This window comes from Clostridium chromiireducens (assembly GCF_003575225.1).
Lineage (GTDB): Bacteria > Bacillota > Clostridia > Clostridiales > Clostridiaceae > Clostridium > Clostridium chromiireducens.
Map to the genome: position 1 here is coordinate 940190 of NZ_QXDJ01000001.1, position 13680 is coordinate 953869.

Consider the following 13680-nt stretch of genomic DNA (forward strand, 5'->3'; position numbering starts at 1 on the left):
TTTACCTCCACGCTTGATTTATATTTTATTCATTGTATCTTATACACTGTGATATCTATAGAAAGCCGCACAAGTACCTTCTGAAGAAACCATACAAGAACCAATAGGGTTTTCTGGTGTACATGCTTTTTTAAATAAAGGACATTGAAGTGGCGTTATTTTTCCTTTAAGTATTTCTCCACATCTACATCCTGGGCTTCCATCATACTCTTCATACTCAATTTTAAAATGTTTTAAAGCATCAAATTCCTCAAAGTTCTTGTTAAATATATATCCACTGCCGGGTATTAGGCCAATCCCTCTCCATCTAGAATCAACCACATCAAACACTTGATCTAAATATTGCATTGCAACAGCATTTCCATCAGCTCTAACAATCCTCTTATATTCGTTTGTTATTTTATGCTCCTTTTTATGAATCATTGTAATCAAAGTATTTATTCCTTGCAGTATATCAGTCGGTTCAAACCCTGTAACTACAGCTGGAATTCCATGCTTTTCACTTAAAAATTCATAGGGCTTAGTGCCTATTATTGCGCTTACATGTCCAGGTAACAAAAATCCATCAAGTTTTAACTCTTTATCTTGAACAAGAGCTTCCATTGCTGGAGGCACTATTTTATGAGCCGTTAAAAATAATAAATTCCCCACATTTTTCTTCTTTGCTTCCATAGCAGTAAGTGCTGTCATTGGTGTTGTAGTCTCAAAACCTACAGATAAGAAAATAACTTTTTTACTAGGATTATTTTGTGCAATTGTTATGGAATCCATTGGTGAATAAACGATTCTTACATCTGCTCCTTCAGCTTTTTTCTTAAGCAAAGAACCTTTTTTACCTGGAACTCTCATCATATCTCCAAAAGTAGTTATTATTACATCTTTCCTAGAAGCTAATTCAATTGCTGCATCCATGTAACTTTGAGGAGTAACACATACAGGACATCCAGGCCCAGATATTAGATTTATATTCTTTGGCAATATACTTCTAATGCCATATCTGAATATAGACATTGTATGGGTTCCACATACCTCCATTATATTTACATTTACATCAGTAAACTCTTGCAATTTCTTCACAAGACTCTTGGCTAATTCCTCATTTCTAAATTCCTCAACAAATTTCATCTTCTGCAAACTCCTTTAGTATCTCAAGAGTCTTCAAAGCCTCTTCTTCATCTACAATTTCAATAGCACAGCCAGCATGTACAAGAACATAATCTCCTAACTTAACTTCTGGTACGAGCTGAACATAAACTTCTCTTTTAACATTTCCAACCTCAATAGAAGCCTTTGTATCGTTTATTTCTATAACCTTTCCTGGAACTGCAAGACACATTTCTTTACCTCCTATTCTAAATCAATCTTTTTCATTTTTCTTTTTTCAATAAAATATATAATCCATATGGCTATTTCATAAATTACTAAAACAGGTAAAATAACAACAAAAAAAGTAAGCATATCCGTCGCTGGAATAAAGCTAAGTTCAATTGCTGCTAGTCCTAATATCATATATCTTCTGCTTTTCCTCAAAATCTTAGAATTTATAACTCCAACCAAACCTAAGATTAACAGGAGTAAAGGAATTATAAATATAAAACCCATCACTAAGCAAAAAGCACCGATAAAACCTAAATACATGCTTCCTGATAAAATTGGATTCAAATAACTTTGACTATAATTCATTAAAAAATTTAATACATAAGGCAAAAGAATAATGTACCCAAATAATATTCCCGAAATGAAAAATACGCATAAAAAAAATATACTACAATATAGAAGCACTTTTTCCTTCTTCTTCAAACCTGGTATTATGAACGCTATAATTTCATAAAATATTATAGGGCTCATACAAACTATACCTACAAGTACGGCTAATTTAAATCGAGTTATAAAGCCTTCTGTCAGCGAAAAAAATACTAGTTCTAGATTCAAACCTCTTAAAGGCTTCATCATAAATTCAATTAAAAGTATAATTTTGCTATAGGCAATTGCTGAAGCAACTGTTATTGAAACTAATGATATTATTATTCTTTTTCTCAATTCTTCTAAATGCTCAGTTACTGCTATTTCCTTTTCGTTCAAACTTACACTCTCCAGTTTAATTTACTAAATAAGTTTTGTTTTTATTACTTTTTTCAAGAATAAAAATCCACCATATACTAATTTCATACAATACCATCATAGGTAAAGCTACAATTATCATAGAAAATATATCTGGTGTTGGGGTAATTATTGCAGCTACTATAGAAATAAGTAAAATAGACATTTTCCTTTTTTCTGAAAGAAATTTATATGTAACTATTCCAAATTTCGCAAGTACTACAAATACCAGTGGTAATTCAAATACTGCACCTATGGCCACAAGAAATATAGTGACAAATGAAAAATAGCTGCCACCGCTTATTGTAGCACTCATAAATTCATTTCCACTGCTAAGTAAAAAATCAATGGCAGCAGGAAGAACTAAGGTATATGTAAATACTACTCCCCCAATAAAAGCTATAATTGCAAAAGGGATTATTAAGAAGTAAAGCATTCTCCTATTTTTCGCAGATATTTTAGCTGAAGCAAGAAATATAATTCTATATGTGACCAAAGGCAGAAATAATATTATTCCACCTACAATGGCTATTTTCATTTTTACCATAACACCTTCCATTGGTGTTAGAAAAAATAGTGGAAGATCATTTAATGGCTTAGTCAGAATATTTATTACATACCCTGAACTAAAATAAACCACTATCATTATAAGTATTAACAAAATAACCTGTCTTACTATCTCCGTTCTGTATTTATTAAGTACTTGTACAGCACCAACAATTTGTTCACTATTAATCATTTCAATACCTCAAAACACTATTTAACTGCTTTTTCTTCTTGGCTTATCTTCTCATCCACATCATCCTTAGTCAGTTCTCTTGAAGCTTTTTTAAATTCATTTAATGCTTTCCCAATAGATGCCCCAACAGAAGGCAACTTACCTGGACCAAATATAATCAAAGCAATAACTAAAATTAATATTAATTCTGGAAAACCTAAACTTGGCATATTATTCACTCCTTAATATATGAATTTCTTTTATTTTCTACTTTTTCTTTAACCCAGTTGCATATTTCATTTACTCCCTCATCCTTTGTACAAGAAGTTTCAAATATTAGAGCATTTGCATTTAAAGATTTTATATCTTCATAAAACTCTTCTTTATTAAAGTTTGTAAATTCTATAAGATCAGTTTTATTTAAAATTACTACTCCACTTTTTTCAAACATTAATGGGTATTTTAAAGGCTTATCATTACCTTCTGTAGTACTTAATACAGATACCTTTATATCTTCTCCAATTTCAAACTCTGCTGGGCAAACTAAATTCCCAACATTTTCGATGACTAATAAGTCTATAGCTTCTAAATCTAATGAATTTAGTGCTCCCTTAATCATTTCTCCATCAAGATGACAAGCCCCGCCAGTATTTATTTGTACAACTGGAACTCCTTGAGCCTCAATTCTTTCTGCATCTTTTGTAGTGTATATATCACCTTCTATAACCGCAATATTAATTTCATCCTTTAATTTTGAGATCATCTTTTCTAAAATTGAAGTCTTTCCAGAACCTGGTGAGCTCATAAGATTGACTACAAAAATCCCCTTTTCATCTAGCATTTTTTTATTTTTTGCAGTTATCTCCTCATTTGTTTGAAGTATGTTTGTTACAACTTTAATTTCGCTCATTTCTTATTCTCCTTTTATCTTGTTAGTATAAAATTTATTTTCTTTTAAAAATATTATTAGGAAATTTTTAGATTTGAATTGAGGCCCCCGATGCTTTAATATGGCTATTTGCTTAATTATTTGCCCTCTAAGTGTTGTAGTATATTTTTGTAATGATATTGCATTAACTCTAAAATCATTACAACTTATTGAATTTTCTTTTCTCTTAGTATTGATACTCATTATCAATTATTATATTGAGATTTACCTCTTATGTCAATCTTTTTATTGATTGATTTCATATAGTTAATTTTCCATCTAGTTCCACTTAAGCATATGAACTAGAGTGACAGTTTCAAAACTATCATGAGTAATTAATGAAATTATGGAAATTGATTAACTATTTAGTCTGCTGTAGATGCTTATTTGCTGATACACTTAAGCTCCTTAGGCACATTGAAAAGCTCACCATTACTTATCTCCAAGTGCTCGACACACCATCATAAAAAGCCTCGGCTATTAACGCCGAGACTTTTATATAAATGTTTTGACTCAATTACTGAGCATTATAATACCATGGATTATATAAAATTACATTCTTGCACTTAATTCATTAAGTACTCTTTTATGTTCTTTTTCATCCAAGTTATAGAAGAATATTGCAACAAGCTCAATGATTACAAATACTACTGGAATTGCAGTCATTGTAATTAAAATACCATGTAATGCTGTCGCAGTTTGAGCATGATTTGCAACATAACCGAATTTTGCTAAAATTAACCCTGGAACAATTCCTCCAATTGCCATACCGAATTTGAAGAAGAATCCAACTAACGCATAAATAACACCACTTGCACGTTTACCTGTCTTATATTGGCCATAATCGATAGTTTCAGGAATTAGCGCCCATGTGAATGCACCCGCAGTGATGGTACCCAATGCTGCGATTAATCGTCCTGTAAATACAAGTGGAACCATTGTTGCAGGAATAACAAATAAAGCTATTAATCCAATTGCCTTCAAAGATAAAGCAGTAAATAATAATTTTTTCTTACCCATCCATTTATACATTGATGGCATTAACGGCATAAGTATTAGTGCGGGTAGGGTTCCCATTAAACCATACCATTTTACTAAATCTGGTCTTGCAACATTATAAGTAACATAATAAATTCCAACAGAATTAACTATTGAGTTAACGCCAAAATTAAGAATGAAGAACATACATATGATAACTAGTGGACGATTTGACTTTAACTGAATAAAAATATCTTTAACATTGATTTTTGCATCTTCGGAGTGATCGATTTCAACACGCTCTTGAGTATTCAAGAAGCAAAATATTAGTAAAAGTGCACCTAAAACTCCCATTATTGACATAGTAATTTGCCATCCTGTGCTTGTTTTTCCAGTCATATTTGTAAATATTCCAGCTAAAAGCGGTACGCCAAAAGAAACAATTAATCCCCCGGTATTTGAAAATAGCATTCTAATTGAAGTTAGGCTTACAACTTCCTTGTTATCTTGAGTAATTGCTGAAGTAAGTGCTGCATAAGGAATGTTAACTACTGAATAGGTTATTGATAATAAGATATAAGTAACATAGGCATATACTAATTTCATAGGATCTGAGAATGCTGGAGTTGTGAAACAAAGAATCGCTACCCCCGCAAACGGAAAGGCACCATATAAAATGTATGGACGAAATCTTCCGTATTTTGTATTTGTTTTATCAATTGCTGTTCCAATAAGTGGATCCATTACAGCATCAAACATTCTCACAATTAGAAACATGAATCCAGCTGCTGCAGCTGAAATTCCAAAAACGTCTGTATAGAAGAATAGCAAGTAACTGCTTACTGTTTGATAAATAAAGTTACATGCTAAATCACCTGTAGCATATCCCACCTTTTCTTTAATGCCAATTTTTTCTGAGATCTTAGTTTTTGCTTGACTAATGTTCATTTAAAATTCCTCCTCGATTCTTAATTTACAATACTGATGCTCTGCTTCATATATCCGCGTAAGCGTTAATATTCTTGACATAGTTGTCCCCATTATAAATAGTGTTTATATAGTTGCTTGCGGAATTTCGCAAGCATTGGTCTTCTAATCTTTTCAAGTCAAGTGTTCATATTTTCATCCAATATATTTAAATATTGATAAAAACTTGAAGCACAAGGCAAATATTAATAAGTAATATCGTTTACTTATTAATATTTAATATATAATTTTTGATTTCTATTAGAATTCTTTATACATGAAGTAATCAAAATCAGCTGGTTTGCTGTTTCCACTAGCGTCGTTACAGTGCATACCTACAAATGCTCCTGTAAAGCATGCTCCTCCACCTACATAATCATCTGATAATTTTTTAGATTCAAAACTTATAGGTATTTCATTCCATTCTGATCCATCAAATGAATAAAAGAACTTATACTCCTCAACTCTTACTTCTACTTTTAAGTGCACATATTCAACATTTTCTGGCACAGGTATCATATTTTGAGCTAGCGGTTGTGAAAATTCAAAGTTATCACAAGAAATAATATCAATTACTCTTCCTTTTTCTTCATCCCAAGTTACATCAATTGTTGTCCAATTTTCTGTGTTGTAGTAGCATACAAGACCCGCTGATTGCTGAAAAGTATCTGGATCGAATGACACACTTGTTCCCGCATCAAAATTAAAAGATTGCCACCTTCTAGCTACTAAAGCCTGTGTAAATTTAGATATTAATGATTCTTTTCCGTATAATCTCAGGTTTCCTGGGTTTTCTGTTAAAGACATAATATCCTCAGTTAATGGGATACGTAGTGATTGAAAATTAATGTTCAATTTATCATTGTCAAAATGATCTAATTCCTTAAAACTAGGTTCCCATTTTACTTCTTTCATGTTAGGAGCATCAATTTCTATTGAACCTTCCTTCCCACCTACTACATATGGCCATCCATCAATCCACTCAAGTTTTTGGATAGCTGTTTCTCTTCCAAGTGGACAATATCCTCTTGGTGCTGTATGTGGAAGTGGTTTCCCAGTTTCTTTATCATATCCTCTCACTTCAGTGCCAGGAACTTCATCTGATGGAAGCGGCCTTCCTGTTAAATGAACTAAGTACCATTCATCAGTATGTGTGTGTACAATAGATGCATGACCACATTTTTGTAATTCATTTCTAGGCTTGTCCCACGCAGTAAGAATAGGATTATCTGGATGTATTTCGTAAGGTCCTTCTATATTTTTAGAACGTGCTAGTGTAGCAGCATGCTCATATTTTGTTCCACCTTCAGCTGTTAAAAGATAATAATAATCACCAATCTGATATAAGTGAGGTCCTTCTGTTAATTTAAGATCTGTACCCTTAAAAATCAGTTTAGATTCCCCAATTAATTTTTCTTCTTCTGGAGAATATTCTTGCATTACAATACCTGCAAATCTATGGTTATATACCCTATTATCAAACAGCATATTCAATAAATATTTTTTTCCATTGTTATCATGGAATAAAGAAGGATCAAAACCTGAACCATTTAACTTAACTGGCTCACTCCAATCTCCATCAATAGTTTCACAAGTAACTAAATAATTGTAGCAATCTTTCCAAATTCCTTTTGTAACTTTTACATCTGTATATATCAGCCAAAATTTATTGTCACTATAGCTCAAACAAGGAGCCCATATACCACCCGAATCAGCATTTCCTTTCATATCAAGTTGTGAAATTCTATTTAGAGGGCGAGCAACTAAATTCCAATTAATTAAATCTTTAGAATGATAAATTTGCACTCCAGGAAACCATTCAAAAGTGGATACTGCAATATAATAGTCCTCACCTACCCTACAAATACTCGGGTCTGGATTAAATCCTCTTAATATTGGATTTTTAATTTTCATCGTAAACTTCTCTCCTTTAACTGATTAAATATTTATTTATAATTTTTATCTAAATCATAAAAATTAATAAACTCCTGATATAATTGCATTTGTCATAAATATCCTTTAAGCGAACTTTGATTTTTAATTTTTCCCTATAAAATTTAGATATTTTTACTAAATTAGCCGTTTATCAATAATCGTTTACAAAGTACTTATTATTGTATAAATTACTCTAAATAAGCACCCTTCATTGCTGATACTGCTCCCCTTGTATAGCGTCCAAATATCCCTTTTCTTGGTTCTACTTTAGGAATACTCCAATTTGCTTTTCGTTCTTCTAATATTTTATCTATCTCTTCCAATTCATATAATTTTTCCTTGACTCCAACAATATTTAACTTTCGTTCCTTTATATCAAGCTCAATTAAATCTCCATCTTTTACTAACGCAATTGGCCCTCCTGTTGCTGCTTCAGGCGATATATGTCCAACACATGGTCCTCTTGTGGCTCCTGAAAACCGCCCATCTGTTAATAAAACTGTTGATCCATTTAATCTACTATCACATACTATAGCCTCTGTTGTCATAAGCATCTCTGGCATTCCAGATCCCCTTGGCCCCTCATAGCGTATAATTAAGACTTCTCCTGGATTAATCTTGTCTTCAATTACAGCATTATGACAATCTTCTTCACAATCGAATACTCTTGCAGCTCCAACATGATACATCATATTTTCTGATACTGCTGCATATTTGATCACTGCACCTTCTGGCGCTAAATTTCCTTTCAGAACTGCAATAGATCCCATTTCCTTTGTTGTTTCAACTGGTTTTATTAACTGCTCACGATTTAATCCATAATTATGAAGATATCCTTCTATTCTGTCAAAGAAACCATCATTTTTTATATCCTCAAGATTTTCTCTTAGGGTCTTACCTGTTACTGTTAGCACATCTAAATTCAAATAATCCTTTAACAACCACTGCACCATAGGAATACCTCCAGCAAACCAAAAGGCTTCAGTTGGATACTCTCCACTAGGATATATGTTTCCTATATGTGGGATTTTATGATTAATCTCATCAAATAGTTCTGGCTTTAATTCTATGTCAAGTTCATGAGCTATAGCTGGGAGGTGCAACATTGCATTAGTTGATCCACCTATAGCCGCATGGATAACAATTGCATTATAAAATGCTTCTGGAGTAAGTATATCCTTTGTAGTAATATTAGCTTTAACTAAATTCATGATTTGCTTTCCGGCTTTTCTAGCCATAGCTGTTATATCTCGCATTGTTGCAGGAGCAAGTGCACTTCCTGGTAACGCTAACCCCAACGCTTCAGCCATACACTGCATAGTGCTTGCAGTACCAAGAAATTGGCAAGCTCCCACAGACGGACATCCAGTCAACTTAAAATCACGAACTTCTTGAGCAGTTATGGCATCTTTTTTCTTTTCCCTTAATGAAATATCTCCAGCTTTAATAGATGTAGACATATCTGGCGCTGGTCTCATACTCCCACCTGGAACAAATATAGCTGGCATATCCATACGTGCGGCTGCTTTAAGATGAGCTGGAATTGATTTATCGCATGAAGAAATCAATACCATTCCATCCCATGAAACAAATGATCCATGAATTTCTACCATATCTGCAATAACTTCCCTTGAAGCTAATACAAAATTCATTCCATTATGCCCTTGAGCGCATCCATCACAAACATCTGTAACATGAAATTCTCCTGGACGCCCTCCTTTTTCATACACACCAATACTTACTTGATGTGTTAATCCCATAAGATGAGAACTTCCTGGGTGACTATCACCAAATACATCATCAATAAGTATTTGAGGTTTTTTTATGTCTTCTTCATCCCAATCCATTCCCATTTGAAGGGAATCAAATTGTGACCACAACTTACGTTCAGAAGCACTTTTAGGTGTCATAAAATCGTCTAACATTATAAAACTCCTTTCAAATAGTTATTATTTCAAAATTAAAATCTATTCGTGATTATTTATTTAACCTTGCACAAGTTCTTTTATTTTTTCTTTACTCTCTTCATTAACTTTGATGCCATAATTTCTAAGGGATGTGTTTATATCTAATTTTAAAGATATCTTAACGGCTTCTTTAAGTCCTACTATAAATGGATTAGTTAAGTCATATAATTCAGTTAATTTATTTATTTTATCTTGAAGAATTAATAATTTTTCAAAATCTTTATCTAAAAAAGCTTTATATGTATCTATAAATAGCTTTGCATCTATATTTGTTAACCCACCTATAATACCGTCACCACCTGATAATAAGTTAGGTACTAAGTATTCATCAAATCCGGAAATTACACAGAACTCTTTGTGAACTTTCTTTATTTTTTGAACAAATTTTCTAACATTGCTTATAGAATCTGTTGTGTCCTTTATACCAACAATATTTTTAAATTCACTAGCTAACCTAAGTACTAATTCATACGATACGTTTATAGATGTTCTAGCTGGAAAATTATAAATTATAATAGGTAATTCCGTATTTTTAGCTACTGTTGAATAGTATTCATATATATAATTTTCATCTAGACCAAAGAAGTATGGAGTTATAATCAAAACACCATTAGCATTTACTTCTTTAGAACATTTATTTAATTCTATAACTTCTTCTATATTATTGCTTCCTGTACCGATTATTAATTTTGTTCTTCCATTCATAACTTCAGACACAAATTTAATATAATCTTTCTTTTCTTCTAAAGAAAAATTAAAAAATTCTCCAACAGATCCAAGCACAACAATTCCATCAACTCCATTATTGATTAATTTTTCAATTAATACCTTTGAATTTTCTTTATCAATACCTCCATTTTCATCAAAAATGGTAACTAATGGTGTATAAATTCCTTTAAACATAAAAATCCTCCTTTATTCATTCCATATTTGAAACAGCGTTCTATATTTGAATCATTTTTTTAAGATGATCTATAAAATCATCTTAAAAATTAAAACAGACTCTCTTTTACGTAACCTAATTTTTTAGAAATATCTAAAGCAGCCTTAGTTATATACTCCTCATACATACGAATTCGTTCATCATTAATTTTTATCTTTAATGTTGAAATAGATACAGCTGCTATTGCATGTCCAACTCTATTATATATAGGTACAGCTATACAAAATAACCCTTCTTCATTTTCCTCATTAGAAATAGAATATCCTCTTTCTCTAATCAAATCTAAATTTTTTATCAAACATTCTTTATCTATTATTGTATTTTTAGTTTTAGGAACAAATGTAACTTGCTCAAAATATTTGTTTAACTGCACATTATTATATGTTGCTAAAATAGCCTTGCCTAAACTTGTTGAATACATTGATGTCCTAGATCCTAAATTACCAGTTGTTCTTAAAGTGCCTTTTGACTCTCGTTTATCCAAATATACAAGTTCATCATCGTTTACAACTGCTAGAAACACTGTTTCTCCTACCTGATCAGATAATTGTTCTAATGTAGTACTAGCTATCTTAGTTAATTCCATTTTATTTAAATATAAACTTCCGAGCTCAAAAGCTCCTACTCCTAATTCGTAGTTCTTTAATTTCATGTTACTTATTGACAAAAACTTTTCACTTACTAATGCATTAACTATATTAAATACACTTGTTTTAGGTATATCAAGATATTTGCTTATTTCAGCTATTGTTACAGGTTCCTCACTTTGTCCAACAAACTTTAGAATTTCTATTCCTCTTAAAATTGCTGTATTCAAGCAATCTCCTCCTTATTATTCCACATATGGAATGCCGTTTCAATATTTGTACCTATTATATATCTCACTTTTTATTTTGTCAATTATATAATTTGAATAAATATATAATTATTATTTTCGTTTTTAATCTTTGGTGATATAATCATATTTGAGTCATTCCTTATGTGATGTGTTTATGTTTTTAGCGAAATTATTATATCACAAAAGAATGTCTTATTTATTTTTTAAAAACTTTGTTTACCCACAACCTATAATAAATTAAATAAGCAATTGACTTTCATCCTGAAATTAATGGAATTTATCAGTATGTTATAAGATAAACATTCAAATAAAAAAAATTGTAGGTGCTTTTATGAAATTTAAACATGAATTAGTTAAACTAAATGAAGACATTAGCGTTATGTTTGCTAATATAACTGATGACACTAGAATTGTTCCCAAGCATTGGCATAGTCATCTGGAGATTATTTATATTTTAGATGGTTATCTTGAAGTAGCTATAAATAATTCTGAGTATCTAATAGGAAAAGACCAGTTAATAGTCATTAATCCAAGAGATATTCACTCAACAGCTAATAAAAACTTCAATACATCAATCTTGTTACAGATCCCCTATGAACTTTTGGAAGACAATATAGAGGATGTTCAAAATATTTACTTTGAATGCAACCCTTATACGAAAGATATACAAAAGATTTCTTATCAAAACGATATAAAAACATTATTAAAATCTTTTGCAGAAATTTATAAAACTAAATCCCTTGGTTATAAACTTAAAGTTAATAGTTTAATTTATGATTTATTATTTATTTTAGTAAATAACTTTAGCACATCTTTAACAAAATTACATATAAAAAAAATAGTTCGTTATTTAAATAGATTAGAATTAATAACAAAATATGTTAAAAAGCATTATACTGAGTGTATAAGCTTAGATGATATATCTGCCCAAGTCAGATTAAACCCAGAATATTTTTCAAGGTTTTTCAAAAAATATATGGGCACAACCTTTTTAAAGTATTTAAATAGTATTCGATTGGAGCACTTTTATACTGATTTAGTGAACACTGATTATAGTGTCACTGAACTTATTGAAAAAAATGGCTTTACTAATTATAAAATGTTTATGAAGTTATTTAAGGATACTTATGGATGTACACCAAGTGAAATGCGCAGGCGGTTATTGGGATTTAATATAAAAAACTAAAGTATTTCAACAAATAGATTAAAATTACCTTTAAATTAGTATCAGTTTTATCATGATAACTTTATGCTATAAAAAGGGAATTCATCATAAAGTTCGTTATACTTTTCAATATATTATATTTCTAATGGTTAAAGGCCAAAAGCTAGATATATCTGCTTTTAGCCTCTAACTTAATCATTAGTTCATAAATAATAATAAGACTCAAATTATATAAAGTTCACCTATCGAAAATACTACTCGTGCATTAATTAGATCCTTTTCTTTGAATGCTATTCTTCAAGTAGTTCTTCAATTTTTTCTCCTATTCTTTCTGGTTCATATGTTGGGGCAAATCTTTCAACAACGTTACCTTCTTTATCTATAAGAAATTTAGTAAAGTTCCATTTAATTTCATCACCATCTGTAGTAAATCCATGTCCTTTAAGTAGATTATAAAGACCTTCTGATGCTTCATCTTCTGCAGCCTTTGGTGCTTGTTTTCTTAAATATTTATATAGTTCGCTAGCGCTCTCTCCATTTACATCAATTTTTGAAAATGTCTTAAATGTAGTATTATACCTTAACTGACAGAAACTTACTATTTCTTCATCACTTCCTGGTGCCTGTTCAAAAAACTGATTGCATGGAAAATCTAATATTTCGAATCCTTTATCTTTGTATTTTTCATATATTTTTTGCAATCCTTCATATTGTGGTGTATAACCGCATCCAGTTGCAGTATTAACTATTAATAATACTTTTCCTTTGTAATTTTCCATTGACACTTCAGTACCGTTTACTTCTTTTGCCTTAAAATCATACATCATTTTCATTTCTCCTCTTATATTATAAATTTCTTGTACTTTGTATATTTACTTAATTTTTTAATTCATTCTATAGATTACAAGTTTAATTTTTTGTAGTTATTTATACTTGTTATTTTATATTTTTACAAATATTATTTTAGCAAATTTAATTGTTTTAAATTTAATTTACCTCTTTATTATATTTACATTTTTTTATTTTGTCAATACATTAAATTTATGTATACTCAAATTTAATTTAAACCTAAAATTCCATATAAAATAAGACATCCAAAATAATTTCAAATTTATTTTAGATGCCTTATTTTATACCTACTT

Annotated in this window: 14 protein-coding genes; 1 reads left to right on the forward strand and 13 read right to left on the reverse strand. The window is 30.6% G+C overall.

Going from position 1 to position 13680, the window contains the following annotated elements:
• Positions 1 to 39 precede the first annotated feature (39 nt).
• The 12 genes from hypD to D2A34_RS03945 all read right to left on the reverse strand — a co-directional run bounded on the left by hypD (position 40) and on the right by D2A34_RS03945 (position 11352).
• Positions 40 to 1125, reverse strand: coding sequence for a hydrogenase formation protein HypD (gene hypD, locus D2A34_RS03890; RefSeq protein WP_119365784.1), 1086 nt, complete (start codon positions 1123 to 1125; stop codon positions 40 to 42).
• Positions 1112 to 1336 (reverse strand): HypC/HybG/HupF family hydrogenase formation chaperone, encoded by a 225-nt coding sequence (locus D2A34_RS03895; protein ID WP_079440452.1) that lies wholly within the window; start codon positions 1334 to 1336, stop codon positions 1112 to 1114. Before D2A34_RS03895 ends, hypD begins: the two co-directional genes overlap by 14 nt.
• Before the next feature lie 11 nt (positions 1337 to 1347).
• Positions 1348 to 2082 (reverse strand): twin-arginine translocase subunit TatC, encoded by a 735-nt coding sequence (tatC, locus tag D2A34_RS03900; RefSeq protein ID WP_182629304.1) that lies wholly within the window; start codon positions 2080 to 2082, stop codon positions 1348 to 1350.
• A 16-nt stretch (positions 2083 to 2098) separates the two neighbouring features.
• Positions 2099 to 2839, reverse strand: a complete 741-nt coding sequence (gene tatC, locus D2A34_RS03905) for a twin-arginine translocase subunit TatC (protein ID WP_079440450.1) — start codon at positions 2837 to 2839, stop codon at positions 2099 to 2101.
• A gap of 17 nt (positions 2840 to 2856) precedes the next feature.
• Positions 2857 to 3048 carry a twin-arginine translocase TatA/TatE family subunit gene (gene tatA / locus D2A34_RS03910; protein ID WP_079440449.1) on the reverse strand — a complete coding sequence of 64 codons (192 nt, stop codon included), beginning with the start codon at positions 3046 to 3048 and terminating at the stop codon, positions 2857 to 2859.
• A gap of 5 nt (positions 3049 to 3053) precedes the next feature.
• On the reverse strand, positions 3054 to 3728 hold the full coding sequence (hypB, locus tag D2A34_RS03915) for a hydrogenase nickel incorporation protein HypB (RefSeq protein WP_119365786.1): 675 nt from the start codon (positions 3726 to 3728) through the stop codon (positions 3054 to 3056).
• 3 nt (positions 3729 to 3731) lie between these two features.
• Positions 3732 to 3950 carry a hypothetical protein gene (locus tag D2A34_RS03920; RefSeq protein WP_119365787.1) on the reverse strand — a complete coding sequence of 73 codons (219 nt, stop codon included), beginning with the start codon at positions 3948 to 3950 and terminating at the stop codon, positions 3732 to 3734.
• 348 nt (positions 3951 to 4298) lie between these two features.
• The gene (locus tag D2A34_RS03925; RefSeq protein WP_079440446.1) at positions 4299 to 5672 is read right to left on the reverse strand and encodes a glycoside-pentoside-hexuronide (GPH):cation symporter; all 1374 of its coding nucleotides are present in this window, start codon (positions 5670 to 5672) and stop codon (positions 4299 to 4301) included.
• A gap of 279 nt (positions 5673 to 5951) precedes the next feature.
• Entirely contained in the window at positions 5952 to 7604 is a 1653-nt protein-coding gene (locus tag D2A34_RS03930; protein WP_079440445.1) for a glycoside hydrolase family 43 protein, read from the reverse strand.
• A gap of 209 nt (positions 7605 to 7813) precedes the next feature.
• Positions 7814 to 9550 (reverse strand): dihydroxy-acid dehydratase, encoded by a 1737-nt coding sequence (gene ilvD, locus D2A34_RS03935; protein ID WP_119365788.1) that lies wholly within the window; start codon positions 9548 to 9550, stop codon positions 7814 to 7816.
• A 60-nt stretch (positions 9551 to 9610) separates the two neighbouring features.
• The gene (locus D2A34_RS03940) at positions 9611 to 10495 is read right to left on the reverse strand and encodes a dihydrodipicolinate synthase family protein (RefSeq protein ID WP_079440443.1); all 885 of its coding nucleotides are present in this window, start codon (positions 10493 to 10495) and stop codon (positions 9611 to 9613) included.
• Between the two features lie 89 nt (positions 10496 to 10584).
• Positions 10585 to 11352 carry an IclR family transcriptional regulator gene (locus tag D2A34_RS03945; RefSeq protein WP_119365789.1) on the reverse strand — a complete coding sequence of 256 codons (768 nt, stop codon included), beginning with the start codon at positions 11350 to 11352 and terminating at the stop codon, positions 10585 to 10587.
• Between the two features lie 352 nt (positions 11353 to 11704).
• Between D2A34_RS03945 and D2A34_RS03950 the strand changes: the two genes are divergently transcribed.
• Complete coding sequence (locus tag D2A34_RS03950; RefSeq protein WP_119365790.1) at positions 11705 to 12559, forward strand: AraC family transcriptional regulator; 855 nt, start codon at positions 11705 to 11707, stop codon at positions 12557 to 12559.
• A 269-nt stretch (positions 12560 to 12828) separates the two neighbouring features.
• Here D2A34_RS03950 and D2A34_RS03955 read toward each other — a convergent pair whose 3' ends face one another.
• Positions 12829 to 13365, reverse strand: coding sequence for a glutathione peroxidase (locus D2A34_RS03955; RefSeq protein WP_119365791.1), 537 nt, complete (start codon positions 13363 to 13365; stop codon positions 12829 to 12831).
• Between the last annotated feature and the right edge of the window lie 315 nt (positions 13366 to 13680).

What these genes read in the sequence shown, in the direction of transcription:
- hypD (WP_119365784.1), bottom strand. Translation starts at nt 1,125, where the DNA reads ATGAAATTTGTTGAGGAATTTAGAAATGAGGAATTAGCCAAGAGTCTT.
- D2A34_RS03895 (WP_079440452.1), bottom strand. Translation starts at nt 1,336, where the DNA reads ATGTGTCTTGCAGTTCCAGGAAAGGTTATAGAAATAAACGATACAAAG.
- tatC (WP_079440450.1), bottom strand. Translation starts at nt 2,839, where the DNA reads ATGATTAATAGTGAACAAATTGTTGGTGCTGTACAAGTACTTAATAAA.
- tatA (WP_079440449.1), bottom strand. Translation starts at nt 3,048, where the DNA reads ATGCCAAGTTTAGGTTTTCCAGAATTAATATTAATTTTAGTTATTGCT.
- hypB (WP_119365786.1), bottom strand. Translation starts at nt 3,728, where the DNA reads ATGAGCGAAATTAAAGTTGTAACAAACATACTTCAAACAAATGAGGAG.
- D2A34_RS03920 (WP_119365787.1), bottom strand. Translation starts at nt 3,950, where the DNA reads ATGAGTATCAATACTAAGAGAAAAGAAAATTCAATAAGTTGTAATGAT.
- D2A34_RS03925 (WP_079440446.1), bottom strand. Translation starts at nt 5,672, where the DNA reads ATGAACATTAGTCAAGCAAAAACTAAGATCTCAGAAAAAATTGGCATT.
- D2A34_RS03930 (WP_079440445.1), bottom strand. Translation starts at nt 7,604, where the DNA reads ATGAAAATTAAAAATCCAATATTAAGAGGATTTAATCCAGACCCGAGT.
- ilvD (WP_119365788.1), bottom strand. Translation starts at nt 9,550, where the DNA reads ATGTTAGACGATTTTATGACACCTAAAAGTGCTTCTGAACGTAAGTTG.
- D2A34_RS03940 (WP_079440443.1), bottom strand. Translation starts at nt 10,495, where the DNA reads ATGTTTAAAGGAATTTATACACCATTAGTTACCATTTTTGATGAAAAT.
- D2A34_RS03950 (WP_119365790.1), top strand. Translation starts at nt 11,705, where the DNA reads ATGAAATTTAAACATGAATTAGTTAAACTAAATGAAGACATTAGCGTT.
- D2A34_RS03955 (WP_119365791.1), bottom strand. Translation starts at nt 13,365, where the DNA reads ATGATGTATGATTTTAAGGCAAAAGAAGTAAACGGTACTGAAGTGTCA.